Below are 24,659 nucleotides of genomic sequence, written 5' to 3'. Positions count from 1 at the left end.
CTAGCCCTTCAGACGTAAGACCGCCGCAGCCCCAACCCCGCTAAGCCCTGACTCCCACGCCCCATCCCACCTGATGCGCCTTCACCGCACCGACCGCGGCATCCAACCGCCCCAGCTCCAGAGCGGCGAGCAAATCAGCATGATGCTTGTTCCGCTCCTGCAACAGCCCCGCCGCCGGCACCGCTGCCAGCAGACACAGCCGCCCCAGCAGATCCGCGACCTCCTCGCCGGCCATCCCGTTCCCCAGCGCCTCGGCCAACCCGAGATGGAAGCACGTCTCCAACCGCAGCAACTCGGCATGGTCGTCGGCGGCGTTCATCTCGTCGACCACAGCCAACAGCCCGGAGTCCCAGTCCGGCGGCAGCTCGTCCGCGGACCGCGCGACCAGCCCGCACTCCAGCAGCAGATGGAAGTCCTCCAGCGACGCCGCCTGCTCCTCGTCGCGGAACGCCGCGGCGATCTCCTCCCAGTTCGGCGCGACGAACGTGCCGCCGACGCGCCCGCGCCGCCGGTCCAGCAGCCCGTCCTGGCACATCGTCTCCAGCGCGCGCCGCACCGTCATCTCGCTCATGCCGAGCTCGTCGGCGATGACGCCGGTGTCCGGCAGCCGCTCGCCGGGCGCGAGCACCCCGAGGCGCACCCGCAGTGCTATCCGGGAGCGGATCAGCTCGGCGCCGGTCTGCTGCCGGACCGGGAGCCGGGCGGTGTTCGCGCCGCGGGCCGGCGCGGCCGAGGCCGGCGCCGGGTAGGGCCCGAACTTGCCCGCGGAGTTCGCCACGCTAGACACTCTAAATCGCGGGGCGAGCGGTAGCCGCGCAGGTCGATACGCTCACTCATTCCTCATAACCGTCGGCGACGACCGCCCCGACCCGCTCGCCGAGCGCCGGGTCGCGCCGCGTCAGCACGAGCGCGTACGCCACCGAGGCGACCAGCAGGGCGAGCGAGACATACGGGAACCAACTGTACGGCGCGGGCTGCCCCGGCTTCACCAGGAAGTACAGCGGCACGACGATCACCGCCGCACCGAGCGCCGGCAGCACGACGTGCCGCACCACCCGGAACTCCGTGGGCCGGTATCTGCGGTAGTAGAACGGCAGCGCGACGTTCGCCGCCAGGTAGACCAGCAGGATCAGGATCGACCCCATCGACGAGGCCTCGGCGAAGAACACGGTGGCGTCCATCGGTCCCCGGTGCCCGGGCCCGGTTCCCCCGCCGCCTCCGATCAGGTGCCCCAGGCCCCAGCCGCCGATGATGACCAGCGCGGCGGCGATGAAGGTGAGGATGGCGTTCGTCGGCGTGCGCCGCGTCGGGTGCACGTACCCCAGGAACGCCGGGAACAGCCGCTCCCGCCCGGCGTTGAACAGCAGCCGGGTCTGCGAGTTGGCGCCGGCGATGAGCGAGCCGACCGTCGAGGTGAGCCCGGCGAGGTACGCCAGGAACGCCAGAACCCCCAGCGTCCCGCGCGCCACCACGAGGAACGGCACGTCCGCCGCGCCGACCTTGTGCACGTCGTATCCGAACCCGGTGACCGTCGCGTACGCGAACAGCACGTAGCTCAGCGACATCACCGCGACCGAGGAGAACACCGCACGCCCCACGTCCCGCCGCGGGTTCTCGCTCTCCTCGGCCAGTGCCGCAGAGTTCTCCCACCCGATGAACAGGTACACCGCCAGCGGGAAGCCCTCGGCCAGCCCCGACATCCCGCCCTTGATGCGGCTGGGCAGGAACGGCGCCGCCGACAGGTGGCCGCCGTGCTTGACGATCGCCGCGACCGACACCACCAGCAGCATCACCAGCTCGACGGCGAAGAAGAACCCGGCGACCTTCGTCGACAGCACGATCCCGCGCACGATCAACGCCGCCGAGGCCGCGGTCAGCACCAGCGTCCACACCACCCACGGCGGACTCCACCCGGCGTAGAACTCCAGCGTGGTGGCCAGGAACCCGCCGGACACCGCGATCACCGCGGAGATCCCGATGATGTAGCCGAGCGCGGCCAGCAGCGCGGTCGCGACGGCGCTCGCACCGCCGAACGTGGTCCCGACGAAGGTGATGAAGCTGCCCGCGGAGGGATGCGCACGGGAGAACTGCGCGAGCGTGTTCCCCAGCAGCGCGACGGCGACGCCGGCCGCGATGATCGTCAGCGGCGAGGCGACGCCGGAGGCGGTGGCCAGGAACCCGAAGCTGAAGTAGAAGCTCATCGCCGGCCCGATGTTGGCCATCGTCGACCCGGCGATGTCCAGCAGCCCCAGGGCGCCGCCGCGCAGGCGCTGCTGCTCCAGCCGGGCCCGGACGGGAGGCGGCGGCGAGACTACGGACATGCGCGGCTCCTCGCCGGCTGAGGGGGTCGTCGGTGGTGGTCGGTGGTCGGTGGTGGGTGGTCGTCGGTGGCGGTCAGTGGTGGCCGCGAAAATAGTTCGTGGCGAGCAGTTCGGCAAGTAGCCGCAGCCGAGAGGTCCCGGATCGCGCTCGGGCCTTGTTTCATCGCCGAGTCCAACACAACGGCCGCCGTCACCCCCGCCTCCGGCCGCCGATTTCCCCGCAGGCCAGCGTTTCCACTCGGTGATCCACGAGTTCCGTTGAATGAACGTGATATTTCGTAGACCTGTCAGAGTCTTGCAATCACCTGTCGCCCTTGCAACGATGTGCCGTGCGATCCACCCCACAAGGCACATCCACCAATCGCCCTGGAGGACGCATGAGTGTCATCGGACACCGCATCTCCGCCCCACCCCTGCGCAGACGGCTGACCGCGCTGGCCACGGCCGCGGCGAGCGCCGTCGCCGGCATGACCCTGCTGGTCGGCGCCGCGCCCGCGCACGCGATGAACGGCCCCGGCACGCCGCCGTACTGGGCCCGGTCGCCGTTCAACGTGCCCAGCGGCACCGGCGTGAACCTGCCGTTCACCGAGTACGAGGCCGAGGCCTCGACCAACACCGGCACCCTGCTCGGCCCCGACTTCACCCAGGGCACCGTCGCCAGCGAGGCCTCCGGGCGCGAGGCCGTGCAGCTGACCGGGTCCGGCCAGTACGTGCAGTTCACGCTGAGCAGCGCCGCGAACGCCGTCGACGTGCACTACAACCTCAACCAGGGCGCGTCCGGCTCGCTGTCGGTGTACGTCAACGGCACCAAGCAGAGCAAGGAGCTCGCGCTCACCTCGGCGTACAGCTACATCAGCACCGGCGGCATCACCGGCAGCAAGACGCACAAGTTCTTCGACGACGCGCGGATGATGTTCGGTCAGACCCTGCCGCAGGGCACGGTCGTGAAGCTGCAGGTCGACTCGACCGACACCGCGGTGCCGTACACGATCGACGTCGCGGACTTCTGGAACGTCCCGGCGGCGGCGAGCCAGCCGTCCGGCTCGATCTCCGTGACCAGCGAGGGCGCCGACCCCACCGGCGCCGCCGACTCCAGCAACGCCTTCAACACCGCGATCACCGCCGCGAACAACGCGAACACCTCGGTGTGGATCCCGCCGGGCACCTACCTGGTGAACAACGCGATCCAGACGCAGAAGGCGACGATCATCGGGGCCGGCAACTGGTACTCGCAGATCAAAACGAACATGTTCATCCACAACAGCTCGTCGGTCTCCGGGCCGGTGAACCTCAGCGGCTTCGCGATCCTCGGCAACACCGTCGGACGCCATGACGACAGCTCGGCGAACGGCATCGACGGCTCGCTGGGCAGCGGCTTCACCGTGGACGGGCTGTGGATCCAGGACACCAACGTCGGGTTCTGGCTGCAGTACGGCAACAGCAACGGCACGGTCGAGAACAGCGTGGTGGAGTCCACCGACGCCGACGGCCTGAACTTCAACGGCAACGCCACGAACAACACCGTGAAGAACAACTTCCTGCGCGGTACCGGCGACGACGGGCTGGCGATCTGGTCCTATCCGACCGCCGACTCCGGCATCACCTTCGCGAACAACACGATCGTGGCGCCCACGCTGGCCAACGGCATCGCCGACTACGGCGGGTCGAACAACACCATCTCCAACAACGTGATCGCCGACGACAACGCGTTGGGCAGCGGCCTGGCCATCTCCAACGAGGCGTTCCTCCAGCCGTTCTCCCCGCTGTCCGGGACCATCACCGTCTCCGGCAACTACCTGATCCGGGCCGGCGCCTACAACCCGAACTGGAGCCACGTGATGGGCGCCGTCCAGTTCGACCCGTACAACTCGGACTTCAGCAACGTCACGATCAACTACAGCGGCGGCGCGATCCTCGACAGCCCCTATGAGGCCTTCGAGATCGTCGGCGGCGACGGCACCGGCCACCTCGCCAACGGCGTGAACATCAGCAACGTGAACGTGCAGAACACCGGCACCACCGTGTTCGAGGCCGAGACCGGCGGCGCGGCGAGCGTGAGCGGCGTGACCGCGAGCGGGATCGGCGTCTCGGGCACGTACAACAACAGCTACCCGGGCAACGTGGCCGGCGCGTACACCTTCAACCTCGGCAGCGGGAACTCCGGCTGGAGCACCACCCCGGTGCTCACCACGTTCCCGGACCCGGTGCAGCCCGGCGCCCTGCACGCCACGCCGAGCAGCCTGAACTTCGGCGACGTGAACTCCGGCTCGACCAGCGCGCCGCAGTCGGTGACCGTCAACAACCCCGGCACCAGCGCCGCGGCGCTGTCCGGGATCAGCGCCACCGGGCCGTTCACGCAGACCAACAACTGCGGCAGCTCCCTGGCCGCCGGCGCCTCCTGCACCGCGCAGGTGACGTTCAAGCCGACCGCCGGCGGCAACGCCACCGGCACGCTCACCGTGGCGACCAGCGCCCCCGGCGGGCCGCTGAGCGTCGCGCTGTCCGGGCGCGGCATCACGTCCTCGACCAACCTGGCGCTGGGGCAGCCGGCCACCGCGAGCAGCACGCAGGGCACGTTCGTGGCGTCCAACGCGACCGACGGCAACACCGGCAGCTACTGGGAGAGCCAGGACGGCTCGGGCTACCCGCAGACCATCACGGTGGATCTGGGCTCGACGCAGTCGATCGGCTCGACGACGTTGAACCTGCCGCCGTCCTCGGCGTGGAACACCCGCACCGAGACACTGTCCGTGCTGGGCAGCACCGACGGGACGACCTTCAGCCAGATCGTCGGCTCGGCCGGGTACACGTTCAACCCCTCGTCCGGCAACACGGTCACCATCGCGCTGCCGTCCGGAACGAGCGCCCGGTACGTGCGGCTGAGCTTCACCGCCAACACCGGCTGGAGCGCGGCGCAGCTGTCCGAGTTCCAGATCTTCCCCGGCGGCTCCTCGACCGGCAATCCCAGCGCCCTGACGGCGAGCCCGTCGAGCGTGTCCTTCGGCAACCAGGCGGTCGGTTCCACCAGCGGCGCGCAGACCGTGACGGTGACCAACCCGGGCAGCGTCGCGGCGGCCATCTCCTCGGTCGGCGCCACCGGGCCGTTCGCCCAGACCAACAACTGCGGCAGCGCCCTGGCCGCCGGCGCCTCCTGCGCGGTCCAGGTGACCTTCACCCCGACCGCGTCCGGAGCGGCGAACGGCACCCTGTCGGTCGCCAGCAACGCCCCCAGCAGCCCCCTGACGGTGGCGCTGTCGGGCACCGGCACCACCAGCGGCAACACCAACCTGGCGCTGAACCAGCCGACGACAGCAAGCGGCACCACGCAGAACTACGTGTCCTCCAACGCGGTCGACGGCAACACCAGTTCCTACTGGGAGAGCACGGACAACGCCTTCCCGCAGTGGATCCAGGTGGACCTCGGCGCCTCGCACAGCGTCAGCCGCATCGTGCTGGACCTCCCGCCGTCCTCGTCGTGGGGCACCCGCACGCAGACGATCCAGATCCAGGGCAGCACTGACGGGACGAACTACACGACGCTCGCGCCGTCGGCGGGCTACACCTTCGACCCCAGCACGGGGAACACGGCGACCGCCACGTTCACGGCCGCGAACGTGCGGTACGTGAAGCTGACGTTCACCGCGAACACCGGCTGGCCGGCCGGTCAGCTCTCGGAATTGGAGGTGTTCTCACAGTAGATCGACAGCTGCGCTTTTCTGAATGTTGACGCTAGTGGGGCCCGGTCGGCGGTTCGCCGACCGGGCCTCGCTGCTTTCCGGGCCGAGTGATCACCGCTGAAGTTCCTCCACGACCTGCTCTCGGATCGAGGCGAGGAACTTTTTGAAATCCTCGACAAAGGCTGCGAAGCCCGGACTGTCCGGTTGATCGACACCCAGTTCTGGGCCCTCGGCGAGGATGACTCCGCGCTCATTGGTGAGATCGGCGCTCAGCTGCAATCCTCCGTCCTCCCGCCTCCAGCAGTCGAACGCCACGACGAGCACCTCGTCCATTTCCCCGCGCCGCCTGGCGAAGAACGACAGCGTCATCGCTGTCGGAAGCGCCGCCCTTTCGCGGACGTCCAACCGCCAACTGCCGCGCCCCTCTTGCCGCGGGATATCCGTGGCGAAGCCACGCAGCGCAGCTTCGATCGCAGTTGACAGCTCGCGGTTGTGATCCACGTTCAGCCTCCTCAATCCTCCGCGAGCTAGTCATAAGCCGCAGCGTATCGACGTGCCAGCAACGCGAACGCATCTCTTAACTCCGGCGGCCCGACGACCTCGACATCGGCGTCGAACGCACCGATCGCCGCGGCCAGCGCGGGCCACGACCACGATCCCAGCACGAGCCGGCAGCGTTCCGGACCCAGCTCCTCGACGAGCGCGTCGTGCGCGAACGGCGCCACGTCGGCGATCGGCGCGTGCAGGATCACCTCGCCACGGCAGGGCCAGCCGCTGGCGATGTCGGTTCTGCTGGCGCCGCCGCTGCCGCCGGAGCCGCCGGTGCCGCCGAAGCTGCCGGAGCCGCCAGTGCCGCCGGAGCTGCCGGAGCTGCCAGCGCCGCCGGAGCTGCCAGTGCCGCCGGTGCCGCCGGTGCCGCCGGTGCCGCCAGTGCTGCCGGAGCTGCCAGTGCCGCCGGTGCCGCCGGTGCCGCGGGTGCCGCCAGTGCTGCCGGAGCTGCCGGAGCTGCCGGTGCCGCCGACGCCGTCGTTGCCCTGGAAGCGGCTGGTGACGAACGCGGCCACGTCGCCGCCGGGCACCTCGCGCGGGGTGAAGCGCGGGCCGTTCGGGGTGCGGGGGCTGATGCGGTCGGCGCGGAAGACGCGCCAGTCGTCGCGGTCGAGGTCCCAGGCCACGAGGTACCAGCGGCCACCGCGCGTCACGACGTGGTGCGGCTCGGCTTTGCGCAGGGCGTCGGCGTAGTCGAAGCGCAGCACCTCGCGAGCGTGGACGGCGGCGCTGAGCGTCGTGAGCACATCGAGGCCGACGGCACCCGACGCCGTGCCGATCGCCGTCACCTGGAACATGTCGACGCGGCGCCGCAGCCGCGAAGGCATCACCTGCCGCACCGTATGCAACGCACGCATCGCGGCCTCCTCCATGCCTCCGCCGTTGACCACCGCGGTCTGCAACGCCGCGGCCAGCGCCACCGCCTGGTCGTCGTCGAACAGCAGCGGCGGCAGCTCGGAGCCGGCGCTCAGGCGGTAGCCGCCGTCGGGCCCCTTCACCGTCGCGATCGGGTACCCGAGCTCCCGCAGCCGGTCGACGTCCCGCCGCACCGTCCGCGGACTCACCTCCAGACGCGCGGCGAGGTCCGCGCCCGGCCAATCCCGGCGCGCCTGCAACAGGGACAACAAGGACAACAATCGTCCGGAAGTCTTCGGCATGCCTTCCATCATGCCGCGAGTAGAGGACACAACCTGGCCGCTACCGCTGTCAGAGTTGCCGCCATGAGCATCAAATCAACGACCCACATCAACTTCCGCGGCGACGCCCGAGCAGCGCTGGAGTTCTACCGCGACGTCTTCGACGGCGAACTGACCGTCATCACCTACGGCGCCATGCACGCCGCAAAGAGCCCCGAGGAGGAAGAACTGATCATGTGGGGCCAGGTCACGGCCCCCAGCGGCTTCGCGATCATGGCCTTCGACGTCCCGGCCGACCGGCCCTACGACAAGGGCATCGCCCCGTTCTTCGAGTCGGTCCGCGGCGAGACCGTCGAAGACGTGACGCCGATCTGGGAGAAGCTGGCCGACGGCGCCACCGTCCTGCAGAAGCTGGAGCCCTCGCCGTGGGCCCCGGCGTACGGGATGCTCACCGACCGCTTCGGCGTCACGTGGGTGGTCGACGTCGCGGCCGGTGCCGCTCCCACAGAGTGATCTGACTTCTCCGTGGCCGGCGACCCGAGCGGCAAGCGTCGACCAGCTCGCCGCCGAGGTCGCCGAGCCGTGGGCACCGCCTCCGGCGACGTGATTCAGCGCACAGTATCCTGACTCTCCAACGGGCCGCCGCGTACGGGGCCGGCCGCCGAGGGTGGAGGTTCGCATGTCTGAGAACGGCCGGCGTCAGGACGGCGTCGAGGGGGTCGGGCACTGGCTGCCGACCACCATCGACACCTCCGTGGCGCACATCGCTCGGGTATACGACTTCTTCCTCGGCGGCAAGGACAACTTCCCGGCGGACCGGGAGGCCGCGGCGCGGATCCTCAAGGGGAACCCGGGCATGCGCGACACCTGTCGTGAGCAGCGCGAGTACCTGCGGCGCGCGGTGCGCTTCCTCGCCGAGTCCGGGATTCGGCAGTTCATCGACATCGGGACCGGGCTGCCGACGCAGGAGAACACCCATGAAGTCGCGCAGAAGGTGGCGCCGGACTCGCGGGTCGCCTACATAGACAACGACCCGATCGTTCTGGCGCATGCCAGGGTTCTGATGGCCGACCAGGATCACGGCCGTACGGTCTTCATCCACGCCGACGCCCGCGAGCCCGGCAAGCTGCTCGCCGACCCGACGCTGGCCGACGTCATCGACTTCACCCGGCCGGTGGCGATCCTGCTGATCGGCATCCTGCACTTCATGCCGGACAACGAGAACCCGGCCGAGCTCATCAGCACCCTGCTCGACGCCGCGCCCGAGGGCAGCTACCTGGCGATCAGCCACGGCACCCCGGACTTCGCCCCGGAGATCGGGGACGCCGTGCAGGCCGCGTATCAGGCCTCGTCGATGCCGTGCCGGGTGCGGACCTCGGACGAGGTCATGGCGCTGCTCCGGGGCGTGGAACTGGTGGAGCCGGGCCTGGTGCTGCTGGCCGAGTGGCGTCCGGACGGCCCGGTGCCCGAGGACCGCCAGGAGATCACCTACGCGGCGGTCGGCCGCAAACGCGCCTGAGCGCCGGCTCCGATACCGTTCAGCCATGGCGGATTTCGTTCTGGTGGCAGGTGCCCGGCTCGGAGCGTGGGCCTGGGACGACGTCGTGCCCGCCCTGCGCGCGGCCGGTCACGGCGTGCACCCGCTGACCTTGTCGGGCCTGGCGGAGAAGCAGGACGTCCCGGCCGGGCAGCAGACCCACGTCCAGGACATCGTCGACCTGGTCGAGAACGAGGACCTGCACGACGTGGTCCTGGTCGGCCACAGCTACTCCGGCATCCCGGCCGGCCAGGCCGCGGAACGGATCGGCGACCGGCTGGCCCGCGTGGTCTTCGTCGACTCCGCGGTCCCGGCCGACGGCGAGCCGTTCGCCGCGATCATGGCGGACGGCGGCACGGCGCTGAAGGCGACGCTCGCCGAGAACGCCGGCTTCTGGCCGGTCATGTCGGCCGCGCACTTCGAGGAACACGACCTCACCGAGGAGCAGATCGCCCGGATCCTGGCCGGCGCGACGCCGCACCCGGGCGCCACGCTGACCGAGCCGGCCGTACTGGCGCGGCCGGTCGACGAACTCCCGGCGACCTACGTCAAATGCTTCCCCGACGAAGAGCTCGACGAGGACCTGGCCGAGCTGATCGCCCGCGGGAACTGGCGGCTGGTCGAGCTGGACACCGGACACTGGCCGATGTTCTCCAAGCCGCGCGAGCTGGCGCGGATCCTCCTCGACGCGGCCCTCTGACTCAGCATTCGATGGCCCCACTGCACGCCCGGTGAATGTGGGGCATGCAGACATCGTACGCAGCCATCAGCGGCAGTACGGTCCGCTCACCCAACGGTGAACGGGAGGTTTCGTAATGCCCCGCACATCCCGCACCACCCCGACGACCGGCCGACGCCGCGGCGCCCTGGCAGCACTCGCGGCCGCACTCCTGACCCTGGCCGCCTCGGCCCTGACCCTCTCCCCTTCCGGCGCCTCGCCCGCGCACGCCGCCTCGTCCCTGAATCAGGTTACGAACTTCGGGTCGAACCCGGGGAACCTGGCGATGTACAGCTACGTCCCGCAAGCACTGCCGCAGGGCGCGCCGCTGGTCGTGGCCCTGCACGGCTGCACCCAGACCGCCACCGACTACTACGACCACTCCGGCTGGTCGCAGTTCGCCGACCAGTGGGGCTTCACGGTGGTGTTCCCGCAGACCTCCAGCGCGAACAACTCCCTGTCCTGCTTCAGCTGGTTCGACTCCACGAAGGACACGCGCGGCAACGGCGAGGCCGCGTCCGTCGCGGCGATGGTGTCGTACGCCGAGAGCCACTACGGCTCGGATCCGCACCGGGTGTACGTCACCGGGCTGTCCGCCGGCGCCGGGCTCACCGCCGACCTGCTCGCCGACTATCCGGACGTCTTCGCCGGCGGGGCGATCGACTCCGGGCTGCCGGCGCAGTGCGCGACGACGCAGTCCGCCGCTTCGTCGTGCCAGATGAATAACCAGAACCTCACGCCCGCGCAGTGGGGCGACAAGGTGCGCAACTCAGACCCCGGATACACCGGGCCGTGGCCGCGCGTCGCGATCTGGCAGGGATCCGCGGACTACACCGTCTATCCGGTCAACGCCACCGAGCTGCGCGACCAGTGGACCAATGCGTGGGGCATCAGCCAGACCGCGTCGAGCACGCAGACCCTGAGCGGCGGGACCACGGAGTCGGTGTACAACGACGGCAGCGGGAAACCGGCCGTCGAGATGTACTCGATCAGCGGGATGGGGCACGGGCTGGCGGTGGATCCGGGTTCCGGGACCGCGCAGTGCGGGTCCACCGGCGCGTACTTCCTGAGCTACATCTGCTCGACGTACTACACGGCGACGTTCTGGGGGCTGAACTCGGGGACGCCGCCGACCTCGACACCCTCGACAACACCGCCGACCACACCGTCTACTACGCCTTCCACGCCACCGACATCGTCGTCCTCGTCCTCGGCTGCCTGCTTCACCGCGACCAACTACGCGCAGACCGTCGCAGGCCGCGCCTACCAATCCGGCGGCTACACCTACGCCGACGGCTCCAACCAGAACATGGGCCTGTGGAACGTGTTCGTGACCCACACGCTGAAGGAGACCGGCCCGAACTACTACGTCATCGCCGACAGCGGCTGTTAGCGCTTTTTTGCCACGCCGCGGCGGGATCCGGCGTCGCCATGGACTCTTCCACGCAACGACTCTATGTTCTCAAGGCCCCGATATTACCCCACAGTACGATCTTGGGAGCACATCATGCCACGAAGACTCCAGAGGCTGACCAGAATCCTCGCCGCGGCCGGTCTCACCGCGGCCGGTCTGACGGCCACCTCGCTGACCGCCGCCCCGGGCGCGTCCGCCGACACCGGCCTGCGCGACGTGCTCGTGGTCGGCAACAGCCAGGCCGGCACGGTCAGCGTGATCGACGGCCACACCTTCGCCAACCTCGGCTCGATCAACGTGATCCCGGACCTGTCGCAGCGCATGCTCGAGATCTACCTCAACCCGATCTGGCTGGCCGGCTACGAGGCGGTGCGCGCGGTCGAGGGCGGCGACCGCTACGTCGACGACGCCACCGTCTCCCCCGACGGCCGCACGCTCTACGTCTCGCGCGGCAACCTGGACGACGTCGCCGCGTTCGACCTGACCACGCACGCGGAACTCTGGCACACCCGGCTCGACGGCTTCCACGCCGACCACGCCGCGCTGTCCCCCGACGGCACCCGCTACGTCGTGTCCGCGACCACCGCGCAGGAGGCGGAGGTCTTCAACACCGCGACCGGGACCGTCGTGGGCACCTTCGCCACCGGCACCTACCCGCACCAGAACGACTACAGCCCCGACGGCAAGTACATCTACAACTCCAGCATCGGCATCACCTCGCTGCCGCAGTCCCTGGAGTGGGCCAAGGGCTCGTTCCTGCTGACCAAGGTGGACGCCAGCACCCTGCAGGTCGTGAAGACCTGGACGTTCCCGCACGGCATCCGCCCGAACGAGATCGCGCCCGACGGCCACACGTTCTACGCCGACCTGTCGTACCTGAACGGCTTCGTGAAGTACGACCTGAACACCTCGCAGATCCTGAACACGGTCCAGATGCCGTACGCGAGCGGCGGGACGACGCTGAAGCCCGACGACTACCCGAAGAACTCGGCGCACCACGGCCTGGCGCTCAACGGCGACGGGTCAAAGCTCTGCGACGTCGGCACCATCGACGACTACACCGCGATCGTCTCCACCTCGGACCTGACCACCGCCGGCATGGTGAACTACCCCTCCGGCGCGCTCCCCTACTGGGGCCAGACCAGCGCCGACGGCCAGTACTGCTTCGTCTCGCTGAGCAACCTCGGCCAGGTGTCGGTGATCGACTACGCCACCGCGACCGAGGTCGCGCGCGTCCCGGTCGGGACGTTCCCGCAGCGGGAGCGGATCTCGCAGATGGCGCCGGCGGCGGTCAGCGCGCTGGATCCGGCGGCGGGCTGAGCACGACCGCGGGTCGAAAGCGATCGCCGGCTGAGCGAGAAACCCACGCTCACTCAGCCGGCGACTGGAACCGGCGGCGGATGTCAGGAGGATCCGGACCCGCCGCCGTTCAGCCCCCGCAACTCCAGCCGGTCCTCCCGCGCGCGCTCGATGAGATCCATCTTGGTGCGCGTGGGACGGCCGGCGTCGGTGTACTTGCGCTTGATCCGCTCCAGGTATTCGCGCGCGGTGCCGTAAGCGATCCCGGCGCGGCGTGCCGTGGCCTGCAGGGTCGCGCCGGAGGCGTAGGTGCGCAGGACCAGGCTCTCCTGCGCCGAGAGCTGCGGCCGGTTCGGGCGGCGGTCCGTGGACAGCACGAAGGCGAGTTCCGGGCTGATCGCCACGCCGCCGCCGGCCACCTCGCGGATCGCGTCCAGCAGCGCCGGGAGGTCGTTGTCCTTGGTGATGTAGCCGGCGGCCCCGGCCTCGACGGTGGCCAGGACGTGCTCGGCGTCCGGGATCGTGGAGACCACCAGGACCGCCGAGCCGGCTTCCAGGAGCCGGACGACGTTCGCCGCCGGGTTGGTGCCGTCGCGCAGGTTGAGGTCGAGCAGGACGACGTCGGCCGCGGTATCCGGATTCTGATCCAGGTACTCCGCGACGGTGCCCGCGGTGTGCGCCAGGGTGATGTCCGGGACCGGGGCGAGCCAGGCCTGCAGGCCGGTGAGCAGCATCCGGTCGTCGTCGATCGCGGCGACGGTGATCACCGGGGCGTTCAGGCCGGCCATGAGAGTTCCACGCTGGTGCCTTGTCCGGGGCTGCTGTCGATGTGCATGCTGCCGCCGATCTCCGTCATCCGGCCGCCGATGGATTCCCGCAGTCCCAGGCCGAAGCCGGTGGCGGCGGGGTCGAAGCCGTGGCCGCGGTCGGCGATGGTGACCGTGACGCCGGGCGCGCCGCGGCCCCGGACGCCGAGGCCGGTTTCGGGATGGAAGTCAGGGTACTGAGTCATCGGTTCGGAGCCGAGGGCGGTCACCCACGCCTGGTCGGCCCCGGAGTGCTTGATCACGTTGTTCAACGCCTCGCGGGTCGCGTCGGACAGCGCACGGACCACGTCGGTCGGCAGGTCGGGCGGTATGTCCGCGCAGTGCAGGTGGACGCGCAGGCCGATCGGCGCCTGCGAGCGCCCGATCGCCGCGAGCTCGCCCTGGAGGTGGTTGCCCGCCGATACGCCGCCGCTGGAGATCAGGCCCCGGAGATAGTCCGCGTCGGCCGCGCACCGTTGCCGTACCAGCGGATCAGACGGGTCCAGGCCGCCTCGGGCCAGGGCGCTGAGCGTGGACAGGACAGTGTCGTGCAGCATCCGGTACTGCCGGGCGCGTTCGCGCTCGCGCGACTCCTCGGCGGCGGTCCGGGCCCGCGCGGCGGCCAGCTCGACCGCCGCGGACGCGGCGCTGCGCGCCTGCCGCATCAGGTAGTGCGTGGTCAGACCGGCGATGACGCCGAAACCGATGAGCGAGCAGACGTTGCCGATCGCGGCCGCCCAAGCGGTCTGCGACTGGCTCAGCCCCTCCGATACCCCGGCGAAGTACGCAGCCGCCAACAGCACCCCGCACAGCGCCGACCGCAACGGCGGCGACGTCGCGGCGGCGGCGACCGCGGCTCCCATCGCCGGCGCCACCGCCGAGTTCGCCCACGACGTCGAGTCCTGCGGGTAGCAGGCCAGTCCGGCGCCGACGAGCGCAGCGGCGGCGACCGCCGTGTCGACGACGATCAGTCCCGGCACGATCCGCCGCCGCACCAGGACGGTCACCGCCCACGCGAGCGACCAGCCGGTCTGCGCGGCGTAGGCAGCCGCCGCGAGCCAGACGTGCTGGATGCCGGTCTTCGGGCCGAGCACCATCGCCACCGGCCAGGGCACCAACTGCGCCAGCCGCAGGACGGCGCAGACGCGAGCGATCAGGGCCTCGGTGCGGGCCGGGGCCTGACCGGGGTCGGTGAGCGGGAGCGCGCCGCCGTCGGCGTGGCCTACGGTCTGCGGCGAGTGCGGCACAGGTGCCGGCGCGCGCCAGAACCGGCCACGCGTCTGCATCTCCACACTCACCCGCTCATCGTGCCCGATCCGTGCGACGCCCGCGTGTCGGCAGTTCTGCCGACAGCACCCGCGCGGACAACAGTATTTCCGACGTGACGGCCGTCCTGAGCACGGCGACGCTGAGTCCCGGACGAAGAACACTGCCACCACACACGGCGGTCCGGGGACGGGCCGCTCGGGGGAAGGATCCGCGATGAAACTGCGCACCGTCACTACCGCGGCACTCGGCATGGCCGGCGCGGCGCTCGTGCTCTCCGGCTGCACCAACGGCGGTCCGCCGACCGGTCCGCAGGGCTCTGTGGCTGCCGCCTCCTCGGCCCTGGGAGGCGGAGCCGCCCCCGGCACCACCTCGATCGGCACCATCAACACCGGCGCCAACGCGAGCAGTCCGTCCGGCACTGCGGCCGGCAACCAGCAGAACAGTACCGGCGGGTCCAGCGACGGCACCGTCATCGGCGGCCTCGGGAACCTGGCGAACTTGGGCAACCTGTCGAGCCTGGGGAATCTGGCCGACCTGGGCAATCTCGGCAACCTGGCGAACCTCCCCGGCCTCACCGGCACGAGTGCCGCCAAGACCGGCGCGACCGCACTGGCCGCACTCCCAGCCGGTTTCCCGCTGCCGGCCGGCGCGGCCGGCGTCCTGAGCACGAGCGCAGCCGGTGCGACCGCGGTCCTGTTCAGCGTCCCGGACGGCTCCGGCATGCTCGCCTACTACACCGGCGCGCTGCCGAAGGCCGGCTACCAGCTGACCAACAGCACCCAGGGCGACCAGATCTGGTTCACGGGCAACGGCGTGGTGAAGGGCGTCCTGCAGGTCGACTCCAACGCGGTGGGCGTCAGCATCTACGGCTCTGGCGGCGGCACCAGCGGAGGGACAGGCGGCGGCACCGGCGGCTCGAACTCGGCGGGCACCCTGTCGGTCGACCACGACGGCACCTACACCTGCACCGCCGGCCAGTCGGTCACCCTCGCCTCCCGTGGCGCCATGACAGTGATCTTGAACGGCCCCTGCGGCACCGTCACCGTCGCCTCCGGCGGCAACACCGTGACGGTCCAGAACGCGGCGACGATTGCCGTCCCGGGAAGCGGCAACACCGTCACCTACGGCGGCAGCCCGGTCATCGCGAACACCGGATCCGGCAACACCGTCCTCCACAGCTGATTCCGCGCGGGCAACGGTGGCGGGACCGGGTGTGACACCCGGTCCCGCCACCGATTTCACCGCTACTTCGAATCGATTCGCCCGACCGTGTCAGCATCCTGAGCCGCGGCCGTGCGCGCCGCCGCGAAGCTTCCCGCGTCCACGCCGAGCGCCGTGCGCAGGTAGGCGGTCGTCACGCGCTGGATGAGCGCGACGCGCTCGGGGTTCTCGTCGGTGGTCTCGGCCGAGGAGTAGCCGACGATGCCGCCGAGCGAGTGCTCGCCGCCGAACAGTGTGAGCAGGTGCTGCGCGCCGGGGCTCATGAAGTACGCGTCGGTGAACCAGTCCGGGCCGCGCGTGGAGAGCTGGGACTGGTCGTTGTCACCGGTGACGATGAGCGCGGGCGTGGTCAGGCCGCTGAAGTCCGGGCGCATGAAGGAGAAGTTCTCCGCCGCGAACGGGGACAGGCTCTCGCCGGTGCCGGTAAGGGACAGCAGGACGCCGGCCGTCACGCGCTTGTCGGCGAAGTCCTCACCCGGCGTACCCGAGGCGTCGAGGACGCCCGCGCCGAGCAGCGTGCTCGTCGTCTGCGCGCCCCAGGAGTGGCCGGCGACCGCGATGCGCGTGCCGTCGACGCGATCCGCCAGGCCGGGGACAGCGGCGACCAGCGTGTCGAAGTCGTCCAGGACGCGGGTCACGTCAGCGATGCGCAGGCGCCAGATGTTCGGGTAGCGCGGATCGTCCGGGGTGACGGCGAGGGTGCGGGAGTCCAGGTGCGTCGGTTGGAGGACGACGAAGCCGTGCGCGGCCCAGAAGTCCGCCAGCGGTGCGTACTTGTCCAACGAGCCGCCGAAGCCGTGCGAGAAGACCACGACCGGCAGCGCGTTGCCGCTCACCGGCGCGGACACCCGCACTTGCAGGTCGTCGCCGCGCTCCGGCGCGGCGTGGACGACCGGCTTGACCGATACGATCGCGGTCGCGGCGCCTATCGCAGAATCCAGATTCGTCATGATTGTGGTGCAGCCTTATCTCTAGGGAATCACTTACTGTCGACGCGCCCGAACGCGTCCGGCCCGGTGGTCAGCGCCTCTTGCGCCACCCGCCACGCGTCGTCGCCGGGGAACAGCTGCGAACGCAGGTAACCCGCCGTCAGCCGGACGACCGCCGCGACCATCTCAGGGTTCTCATCAGTGGTCTCCGCCGCGTCGTAACCGGCGATGCCGCCGAGGCCGTGCTCCGCGCCGAAGAGCGTAAGCAGGGTCTTGGGGCCGGGTGCCAGCGTGTACGGATCGACGTGCCACTCCGGGCCGATATCCGTGAAGTGCCGCGAGTCGTCCTTGTCCCCGGCGACGACCAGGGCCGGCGTGGTCATCGTCGCGAAGTCGACCGAGCGGAAGATCGGCACGATGGACGCCCGCGGACCGTTCAGCGCGTCGCCGCCACGCCCCGGGGCGGCCAGCAGCACGCCGGCCTTGATCCGCGGCTCGGCGAGATCCACCACTTCCCCGGTGCCGGGATCGACCTGAGCCCCCAACAGCAAACTGGCTGTGAAGCCGCCGAGCGAGTGCCCGGCGACGGCGACCTTCTCCGCGTCGAGCCGCCCGGCCAGCTGGGGCACGGTCTGCTCGATGACGGAGAGCCGGTCGAGGATGTGCGTCATGTCCTCAGCCCGCGACCGCCAGAACAACGGTCCGTCGGGATGGTCGGCGACCCGGTGGCTCAGGGTCCTGGAACTGAGATGCGTGGGTTGGATGACCACGAAGCCCTGCGCCGCCCAGGCGTTGGCGAGCGGCCCGTAGCCGTTGAGCGAGGACAGGTTGTTGGATCCGCCGTGTCCGTGGGACAGCAGGATCACCGGCAGCCCGGTTCCGACGGCGGGCGCCGAGACGCGGAGTTCGAGATCGACCGGGCGGCCGGGGACGGGCAGCACCACCGCGCTGTAGGAGAGGACGGGGAACGCACTCATGAGAAGACTCCCTTCTACGCGCTACCGCTCAGCTCGGCTAAGCTGAAACGGAACACTTCTCCGGTTAGTATCCGGAACCATGTTCCGCTTTGTCAACGCGCGTCGGAAGGAACCCTGTGCCCACTGAGCCCGCTGTGCCCCTTGAGCCCGCTGTGACGCCGGTGACTCCGGCGCCGCCGGCCCAGCCGGAACCCCGCAGCAAGCGCTCCGACGCCGCCCGCAACGAACAGACGCTGCTCGCGGCGGCGGCGGAGGTGTTCGTCGCCTCGGGCGTGGACGCCCCGATCCGGCAGATCGCGGCCAAGGCCGGCGTGGGCGTCGGCACGTTCTACCGGCACTTCCCGACCCGCGCCGACCTGATCACCGCCGTCTACCGGCACCAGATCGAGGAGTGCGCGGCGGCCGGCCCGACCCTGCTGGCCGAGGCCGACTCCCCCTTCGAGGCGCTGCGCCGGTGGATCGACATGTTCACCGACTTCCTGGTCACCAAGCACGGCCTGGCCGACGCCCTGCGCTCGGACGCCGGCACCTTCGCCGCGCTGCACACCTACTTCCTCGACCGCCTCGGACCGGTCGCCGCGTCGCTGGTCGAGGCCGCCGTCGCCGCCGGCGAGATCCGCACGGACATCAGTGCCTACGAGCTGATGCGCGGGGTCGGCAACCTGTGCGTCGGGCGGGATCTCGACCCGCGCTACGAGCCGCGCCGGCTGATTTCGGTGCTGCTGAACGGTTTGCGGACGCCTGTGTAGCTCCAGCGCGAGAACCGCCTCAACCGATCCTGCGCCGTCGCAGCCCCCGGCGCTTCAACCGACTCAGGTTCCGCTCCCGCGCGGCCAGCGACACGTGCACGTCCAGCATCGAGGCGACCGTCGCCGACCACGGGAACTGCTCGGCCCGGCGGCGCGCGGCAGCCCGCCGCTCCGCCTCCGGCCAGGCCAGGATCCCGGCGACGGCGCGGGCCATGTCCTCCCCGGTGCACGCCGCCGTCAGCCCGGCGCCGGCGGCCAGCAGTTCGCCAGCGCCGCCGGTGTCCGCCGTCACGACCGGGGTGCCGCAGGCCAGCGACTCCAGGACCGTCAGGCCGAACGTCTCCGCCGGTCCGGGCGCGATGACGACGTCCGCCGCGGCGATGCGCTCGGCCAGCTCGACGCGGTCGGACATGTGGCCGTGGAACGTGACCGGCAGGTCGGCGGCGAAGCGTTCCAGTTGCTGGCGCTGGGTGCCGGAGCCGTAGATGTCGAGGTGGACCGGGAGGTTGTCGGCGACCAGGGCCTTGACCGCGGCGATGGCCGCGATCGGGTTCTTCTCGATCGACAGCCGTCCGCTGTAGACCAGCTGCCAGGGGTGCTCTCCGGTCCCCCGGGGCACCTCGGAGCGTTCCGGGCTGGGGACCCGGCAGGGCCGGAAGGTGTCCAGATCCACGCCGAGCGGGATCTCGCGCAGCAGTCCGCCGTAGCCGTCGAACTCGCGCCCGGCGAAGGCCGAGGCGACGACGATCGCGTCGAACCGCATCGCCAAGCGCCGCGAGCGCCGGTGCAACGCGGGCTGCAGCGCGCGGTGGCTGGCGGCCCAGGCGTGCGGAAACCGGGCGGCGGCCACCGCGTCCAGCCGCTCGTGCGAGATCAGCACGGCGCCGACGCCGCGCTCGCGGGCCCAGGGGCCGGCGGCGGCGAGCGTCGCCTTGTCCGAGACCTCGACCGAGTCCGGCTGCAGTTCCTCCAGCAGGTCCTTCACCGGCGAGAAGCGGGGGATCATCCGGTACCCGCCGCTGACCGGCAGGCTGGGCAGCGTGACCACGAGCCCTGACTCGCCCTCCTCCCGCGAGTGGCGCTGGCCCGGGATGACCAGCACCCGCTCGTGCCCCGCCGCCATGTACCCCCGGCCCAGCGCGTCGACCACCGTACGCAGGCCGCCCGATGTGGGGCTGTAGGCGTTGGCGAGCTGGACGATCCTCACGGGATCGGAACCGCGGCACCGCGCATCATGAGGCCGGAGTAGGTACCGGCCCGGTAGCCGGCCGCCAGTGCCTCGTCGATGACGGCGAGCGTGGTCGCGCGCAGTCCCGGGTGCAGCAGGTCGTCCGGGTGCAGCGCGACCCGGAACGACCGGCCGCGCCGGGCCATGGCGGCGGCCGACTTGTGCATGAGGCGCGCGGCAAAGACCTCGCCGGTGCCGCCGGGGCGGTGCGAGAGCGCCGGGAGCGTGTATCGCCGTTCGGTGATCAGGTCGCGGACGAACAGGTGCGACGAGGAATACCGCAGCCCGACGCGCCGCAGCGCCTGGTACGCCCCCGGGGAGGCGAGCCAGCCCGGCGGGTGGAAGCCCACCGGTTCGATGTCGAGGGCGGCGAGCTCGGCCAGCCCGGCCGACAGCCGCGCGGTGGCCTCGGCGACGTCCAGCGCCGCGAACTCGGCCGCGCCGCGCGCGAGCAGCTGCGCGGCGGCACGGCGCAGCGGCGGGCCGGTCGGTCCGGCCTTGTGCTCCCAGCCGTGCAGCGCCAGCTCGTGGCCCCGGGACGCGGCGTCGTGCAGCGCGGCGACCAGATCAGGGCTCTGGCTCAGCCGGGAGCCGCGCCACGGTCCCGGGATCACCAGCAGGGTGGCCGGGACGCCGCGGGCGTCGAGGTCGGCCAGCCAGCGCTCGGTGGCCGAAGCGCTGGCCGGGGCGATGTCGTGGATGGAGACGAGTAATTGCGGGCGGGGCATTCACGCCGCCGTTTCGAGGCCGGCCGGCGACGCGGAGTCCTTGGCGGGTTTGGCGGGCTTGGCCGGGGCGCCGGTGCCGGAGCCAGCGCCGGAGCCGTTGCCGGTGCCGACGCCGGCGTTGCTCGCGGCGGTGGCCTTGCCGGGGACGGCCTTGCTTTCCGCGGGCACCATGCCCGCGGCGGCCATACCGGTGGTTGCCATACCCGCGGTTGTCATACCCGCAGCCGCGTTGCTTGCTGCCGCCTTGCCTCTCGCGGCCTTGCCCGCAGCCGCCTTGCCGGTCGCCGCCTTGCCCGCAGCGGCGTTGGCCTCGACGGTGGTGGTGATCATGGCGGCCTCGGCGGACGCCGCGACCCGGCCGCGACCGCTGACCACCGCGTCCAGGTGCGCCATCAGCTGGTCGCTGACGGTGTCCCAGGTGCGGGACTCGACCTCGGCGCGGGCGTTGGCCCCGTACTCGTTCCGCAGCTCGTGGTTCGCGGCCAGCCGCATCACGGCGGCCCGCAGCTCGGAGACCGAATCAGGGTCGTACAACACTCCGGTGCGGCCCGGGGTGACCAGGTCCAGCGGCCCGCCGGCGGCCGGTGCCACCACCGGGACCCCGCTGGCCATCGCCTCCTGCACCGACTGGCAGAAGGTCTCGTCGGCGCCGGTGTGGATGAAAACGTCCAGGCTGGCGTAGGCGCGGGACAGCTCGTGGCCGTCCAGGAACCCGGTGAACGTCGCGGTCGGCAGCGCCTCGCGCAGCCTGCCCTCGGCCGGGCCGTCGCCGACGACCAGCAGCCGCACGCCGGGCAGCCCGCTGAGGTTCGCCAGCAGCTCGACCCGCTTCTCCGGGGCCAGCCGGCCGACGTACCCGACGACGGTCTCCCGGTTCGGCGCGACCTCGTGCCGCAGCATCTCGTCCCGGTAGCGCGGGTGGAAGCGCTCGGCGTCGACCCCGCGCCGCCACAGCGCCAGGCGCGGGATCCCGTGCTCGTCCAACGCCTTCAGTGTCGCTGTCGACGGCACGAGGGTGAGGTCGGCCTGCGAGTGGATCCGCCGCAGCCACGACCAGATCACCTTGTCGGTGCCGCGCAGGCCGTAGCGCTTGACGAAACCCGCGATGTCGGTCTGGAACACCGCGACGCACGGAATGCCCAGCTTGCGCGCGGCGGTGGCGCCGGCCGACCCGAGGCTGAACGGAGAGGCGAGGTAGACGACGTCGGGCTGGAACTCGCGCAGCTTGCCGACCAGCCGCGCCATCGGCATCCCGACGACGAACGACCGGTATCCCGGCAGCGCGAACCCCCCGACGGAGACGACCTCGTGCCCGGCGTACCGCTCTGGCCCCGGCTTGGCCGCGATGACGAGCGCTTCGTGCCCTCGTGCGGCGAACTGCTCCAGGACGCGGCAGACCGAGTTCGTGACCCCGTTCACCCGGGGCAGAAACGATTCGGTGATGACGGCTATACGCACGCTGCTCACGATGAGGGCGCCAGATGGAACGCGGATATTAATAACACGAGGACACGCACAACCTGAGGTGAAAGATAGGGGCCGCGATCAGCCGCCCGGCCCGCTGTCACATCCGCGCGGCCCCGGGCGTCAGTGTGGCAGCGGCCCGAACCGGGCGCCGAACACACGGGAACACAGCGACAAGGAATCACCATGAAGCTCGCCAGCATCTCCGGCCTCACCTGCCAGTCCGCCGACCTGGACCGCACCGTCGCCTTCTACGAGAGCCTCGGATTCCGCGTCGGCAAGCGCGAGAACGACCAGGTGACGCTGTATGTGAACTGGTTCTGGATGACGTTCGTGGCCACCGACGGCCCGGTCGAGCCGGGCACGGCGTCGGCGGTCCACATCAAGGTCGACGACATCCAGGAGGCCTACGCGGAGGTCGTCGCGGCCGGGTACAAGCCGGCTGGCGAGCCGGCCAAGCGGGCCGGGGGCGGCTTGGAGTTCGAGCTGGCCGACCCGGACGGGTACCGGCTGGTGCTGTTCTACAAAAAGTGAGCGGGATCCGATCGCGGCATGCAACCTCCTGAGCCGAACCGTGGGTTCTGTCGTTGTGTGAGGTGTTTCGTGCCGCGATCGGAACAGGGTGGGCAATGAGTCAGAGGAACGCAGCCAAGAAGCAGTCCGCGCGCGAGCGCGTAGCCGCCGAACAGGAGGCCCAGCGCCAGCGCGTACGCCAACGCCGCCGCCTCGGCGTCCTGGCGGCGGTGCTGGTCGTCCTCGGCGTCGCCACCGGCGTCGGGGTCGCGGTGAGTGCGTCGTCGAGCAAGCCGCAGGCGTACAGCGTGCCGTCGAATGGGACCGTTGTCGTCGACACGTTCGCCGATCCGTCCAAGAAGCCGACGGCGCTGGCGTACGGCCCGGCCTCCGCGCCGCACACGCTGACCATCTATGAGGACTTCCGGTGTCCCTATTGCAAGGGGCTGGAAACGGATTCGTCATCGGTCTACAAGGCGTACGCCGCCGCCGGCACCCTGCGCGTCCTGTTCCATCCCGTCACGCTCATCGACTCCAACGACGCCGGCAGCGGCTCGTTGTGGTCCGGTGCGGCCTCGGTGTGCGCGGCGACCGTCGGGAAGTTCGACGAGTACCACGACGCGCTCTACGCCAACCAGCCCGACGAGACGGATGACGCCTACAACAACACCGCGAAGCTGATCGCCGTCGCGAAACAGGTACCGGGGTTGGACAGCCCGGCGTTCGAGTCCTGCGTCACGTCCGGTACGTACAAGGGTCTGGTCCAGCAGAACATGGCGGACTTCAATACCCTGCGACTCGGCGGGACCCCGACCTTGATGCTCGACGGCAAGCAGTTGAACCTGCCGGCGTCGCTGTACAAGGTCTCCGCTGACGGCAAGCAGGTGGTCGGGTCCAATCCCGCGGTGCTGAAGCAGGTGCTTCAGGCGGCGGGGCTGCCGTAGAAAAGAGCTGCCGTAGAAAAGAGACGGGTCAGCCGAACGAGATGCGCATCTCGCCTTCGCGCATCTCGACATCCACGCCGCGCGCCACCCGGACCGCGCCCGCGACCAGCACCTGCGCCAGCGGGCCGGCACCGGCCAGGGCCGCCGCCGCGACCAGACAGGGTTCGGCCAGGGCGGAGACGAGACGGGTCGCGTCACCGATCGTGGCCGGAAAGGTGAATGTGATCGACATGCGTCCTCTCCGCTTCGCTGTTCTACGAAGCAGTACAGACGCACCGGCGCGTGGCGGCCACCAGCTGCGGGTGAACGTTGGTGGGCCAGATCTCCAGCGCCGACCGACCAAATCGACATCGCCGACGAAGTTTGATGTCGGAAACGGCGATGACATCAATGATTAGTCGCTTCCGCCGTGGGGGTGCGGAAGCGGCGGACTAAGCGCTCTTTTTCGACGCCGGCTTCGATTCCTGCTTCGATTCCGGCTCCTGTGCCGGCTTCAGCGGACCCCACCGCCGCAGAGCCGCCAGGCTCAGCCCGCCGACCGCCGCGACCGGCCACTCCACGGCGCCGATGACCGCCAGGCCGCCGACGGCGACGTAGGCCGGGATGCCGTTCCTGTTCTGTGCGACCTTCTTGACCGCGGTGACCGGCAGCGTCGCGGCCTTGACCGCCAGGCCGAGGGCGGCGGAGTCCAGCGGGATCGTCACCGAGATGCGGTTCCCGGGCTCTTCGGTCTTCTGGTCCGTCTTCTGGCCGGTCTTCTGGTCGGTCTTCTGGGTGGACTGCACCGGCTTCTCGGCCTCCGCCTTTGTCGTGTCGCTCGTGGTGGCCTCGCTGGCCGTGTCGTTCTTGCTGGCCGTGTCGCTGTTGCTGGCCCTGTCGCTCTTGGCACTCGCGCTAGTGGTCTTCGACACGGTAGCCGTCGCAGCCGTCCTGACCGCCGGCTTCGGAGCACTTGTCGCCTTTGCCCCGTTCGCCGCGGCCACCGGCGTCTCAACGGCCTGCGTCTCGCCCTCAACCGCCGCACCGCTGGTCGGCGCAGCCGTTTTGGCCGTTCGGGTGCGCGGCTTGGCCGCTGTCGTCTTCTTCGCCACCGCCATTGCTTTCACCCCTTCTCAGTCGGGCTCCGGTAGAGCCGTAGACTCACCAAGTTATAGGCACTTCGTACGAGGCCCAACGTTAG

General features: G+C 70.5%; 23 protein-coding genes. 10 read left to right on the top strand and 13 right to left on the bottom strand.

Annotated elements, in window-relative coordinates:
• Positions 1-40 precede the first annotated feature (40 nt).
• On the bottom strand, positions 41-778 hold the full coding sequence (locus tag ABH920_RS41630; protein WP_370354830.1) for a FadR/GntR family transcriptional regulator: 738 nt from the start codon (positions 776-778) through the stop codon (positions 41-43).
• 55 nt (positions 779-833) lie between these two features.
• Positions 834-2,321: an APC family permease gene (locus ABH920_RS41625; RefSeq protein WP_370354829.1), complete on the bottom strand. Its 1,488-nt coding sequence runs from the start codon at positions 2,319-2,321 to the stop codon at positions 834-836.
• Between the two features lie 377 nt (positions 2,322-2,698).
• On the opposite strand from ABH920_RS41625, the gene ABH920_RS41620 reads away from it, so the two are divergent.
• A complete protein-coding gene (locus tag ABH920_RS41620) occupies positions 2,699-6,019 on the top strand; it encodes a discoidin domain-containing protein (protein ID WP_370354828.1) in 3,321 nt (1,106 codons plus the stop codon).
• A 90-nt stretch (positions 6,020-6,109) separates the two neighbouring features.
• Here ABH920_RS41620 and ABH920_RS41615 read toward each other — a convergent pair whose 3' ends face one another.
• Positions 6,110-6,499: a hypothetical protein gene (locus tag ABH920_RS41615; RefSeq protein WP_370354827.1), complete on the bottom strand. Its 390-nt coding sequence runs from the start codon at positions 6,497-6,499 to the stop codon at positions 6,110-6,112.
• A 26-nt stretch (positions 6,500-6,525) separates the two neighbouring features.
• Positions 6,526-7,704: a helix-turn-helix transcriptional regulator gene (locus ABH920_RS41610; RefSeq protein WP_370354826.1), complete on the bottom strand. Its 1,179-nt coding sequence runs from the start codon at positions 7,702-7,704 to the stop codon at positions 6,526-6,528.
• Between the two features lie 63 nt (positions 7,705-7,767).
• Between ABH920_RS41610 and ABH920_RS41605 the strand changes: the two genes are divergently transcribed.
• The 5 genes from ABH920_RS41605 to ABH920_RS41585 all read left to right on the top strand — a co-directional run bounded on the left by ABH920_RS41605 (position 7,768) and on the right by ABH920_RS41585 (position 12,672).
• Positions 7,768-8,196 carry a VOC family protein gene (locus ABH920_RS41605; protein ID WP_370354825.1) on the top strand — a complete coding sequence of 143 codons (429 nt, stop codon included), beginning with the start codon at positions 7,768-7,770 and terminating at the stop codon, positions 8,194-8,196.
• A gap of 166 nt (positions 8,197-8,362) precedes the next feature.
• Complete coding sequence (locus tag ABH920_RS41600; RefSeq protein WP_370354824.1) at positions 8,363-9,202, top strand: SAM-dependent methyltransferase; 840 nt, start codon at positions 8,363-8,365, stop codon at positions 9,200-9,202.
• Between the two features lie 25 nt (positions 9,203-9,227).
• Positions 9,228-9,920, top strand: coding sequence for an alpha/beta fold hydrolase (locus tag ABH920_RS41595; RefSeq protein ID WP_370354823.1), 693 nt, complete (start codon positions 9,228-9,230; stop codon positions 9,918-9,920).
• Between the two features lie 115 nt (positions 9,921-10,035).
• Positions 10,036-11,331 (top strand): PHB depolymerase family esterase, encoded by a 1,296-nt coding sequence (locus ABH920_RS41590; RefSeq protein WP_370354822.1) that lies wholly within the window; start codon positions 10,036-10,038, stop codon positions 11,329-11,331.
• Between the two features lie 114 nt (positions 11,332-11,445).
• Positions 11,446-12,672: a YncE family protein gene (locus ABH920_RS41585; RefSeq protein WP_370354821.1), complete on the top strand. Its 1,227-nt coding sequence runs from the start codon at positions 11,446-11,448 to the stop codon at positions 12,670-12,672.
• Positions 12,673-12,755: 83 nt separating this feature from the next.
• On the opposite strand, the gene ABH920_RS41580 is transcribed toward ABH920_RS41585, so the two are convergent.
• Together ABH920_RS41580 and ABH920_RS41575 are read right to left on the bottom strand one after the other, a co-directional pair.
• Positions 12,756-13,439, bottom strand: a complete 684-nt coding sequence (locus tag ABH920_RS41580; protein WP_370354820.1) for a response regulator — start codon at positions 13,437-13,439, stop codon at positions 12,756-12,758.
• Positions 13,427-14,755, bottom strand: a complete 1,329-nt coding sequence (locus tag ABH920_RS41575; RefSeq protein ID WP_370354819.1) for a sensor histidine kinase — start codon at positions 14,753-14,755, stop codon at positions 13,427-13,429. Before ABH920_RS41575 ends, ABH920_RS41580 begins: the two co-directional genes overlap by 13 nt.
• A 184-nt stretch (positions 14,756-14,939) precedes the next feature.
• Between ABH920_RS41575 and ABH920_RS41570 the strand changes: the two genes are divergently transcribed.
• Entirely contained in the window at positions 14,940-15,908 is a 969-nt protein-coding gene (locus ABH920_RS41570; protein WP_370354818.1) for a DUF3060 domain-containing protein, read from the top strand.
• A 62-nt stretch (positions 15,909-15,970) separates the two neighbouring features.
• On the opposite strand, the gene ABH920_RS41565 is transcribed toward ABH920_RS41570, so the two are convergent.
• Together ABH920_RS41565 and ABH920_RS41560 are read right to left on the bottom strand one after the other, a co-directional pair.
• Positions 15,971-16,897 carry an alpha/beta hydrolase family protein gene (locus ABH920_RS41565; RefSeq protein ID WP_370354817.1) on the bottom strand — a complete coding sequence of 309 codons (927 nt, stop codon included), beginning with the start codon at positions 16,895-16,897 and terminating at the stop codon, positions 15,971-15,973.
• Positions 16,898-16,926: 29 nt separating this feature from the next.
• Positions 16,927-17,853, bottom strand: coding sequence for an alpha/beta hydrolase family protein (locus tag ABH920_RS41560; RefSeq protein WP_370354816.1), 927 nt, complete (start codon positions 17,851-17,853; stop codon positions 16,927-16,929).
• Between the two features lie 161 nt (positions 17,854-18,014).
• On the opposite strand from ABH920_RS41560, the gene ABH920_RS41555 reads away from it, so the two are divergent.
• Entirely contained in the window at positions 18,015-18,602 is a 588-nt protein-coding gene (locus tag ABH920_RS41555; RefSeq protein WP_370354854.1) for a TetR/AcrR family transcriptional regulator, read from the top strand.
• 19 nt (positions 18,603-18,621) lie between these two features.
• Here the strand turns inward: ABH920_RS41555 and ABH920_RS41550 are convergent, their stop codons facing one another.
• From ABH920_RS41550 to ABH920_RS41540, 3 genes are read right to left on the bottom strand one after another with little or no spacing between them, the layout of a single operon-like run.
• The gene (locus ABH920_RS41550; protein ID WP_370354815.1) at positions 18,622-19,809 is read right to left on the bottom strand and encodes a glycosyltransferase; all 1,188 of its coding nucleotides are present in this window, start codon (positions 19,807-19,809) and stop codon (positions 18,622-18,624) included.
• A complete protein-coding gene (locus ABH920_RS41545; protein WP_370354814.1) occupies positions 19,806-20,558 on the bottom strand; it encodes a DUF2334 domain-containing protein in 753 nt (250 codons plus the stop codon). Before ABH920_RS41545 ends, ABH920_RS41550 begins: the two co-directional genes overlap by 4 nt.
• Complete coding sequence (locus ABH920_RS41540) at positions 20,559-22,016, bottom strand: glycosyltransferase family 4 protein (RefSeq protein ID WP_370354813.1); 1,458 nt, start codon at positions 22,014-22,016, stop codon at positions 20,559-20,561.
• Between the two features lie 192 nt (positions 22,017-22,208).
• On the opposite strand from ABH920_RS41540, the gene ABH920_RS41535 reads away from it, so the two are divergent.
• Entirely contained in the window at positions 22,209-22,556 is a 348-nt protein-coding gene (locus ABH920_RS41535; RefSeq protein ID WP_370354812.1) for a VOC family protein, read from the top strand.
• A gap of 95 nt (positions 22,557-22,651) precedes the next feature.
• Complete coding sequence (locus tag ABH920_RS41530) at positions 22,652-23,479, top strand: DsbA family protein (RefSeq protein ID WP_370354811.1); 828 nt, start codon at positions 22,652-22,654, stop codon at positions 23,477-23,479.
• Positions 23,480-23,507: 28 nt separating this feature from the next.
• Here ABH920_RS41530 and ABH920_RS41525 read toward each other — a convergent pair whose 3' ends face one another.
• Together ABH920_RS41525 and ABH920_RS41520 are read right to left on the bottom strand one after the other, a co-directional pair.
• Positions 23,508-23,711 (bottom strand): hypothetical protein, encoded by a 204-nt coding sequence (locus ABH920_RS41525; protein WP_370354810.1) that lies wholly within the window; start codon positions 23,709-23,711, stop codon positions 23,508-23,510.
• Between the two features lie 199 nt (positions 23,712-23,910).
• The gene (locus ABH920_RS41520) at positions 23,911-24,390 is read right to left on the bottom strand and encodes a hypothetical protein (RefSeq protein WP_370354809.1); all 480 of its coding nucleotides are present in this window, start codon (positions 24,388-24,390) and stop codon (positions 23,911-23,913) included.
• Positions 24,391-24,659 lie beyond the last annotated feature (269 nt).

The organism is Catenulispora sp. EB89 (assembly GCF_041261445.1).
In the GTDB taxonomy this organism is placed as follows: domain Bacteria; phylum Actinomycetota; class Actinomycetes; order Streptomycetales; family Catenulisporaceae; genus Catenulispora.
Note: the sequence above shows the minus strand (reverse complement) of the source record. Positions and strands in the feature narration are given on the sequence as shown.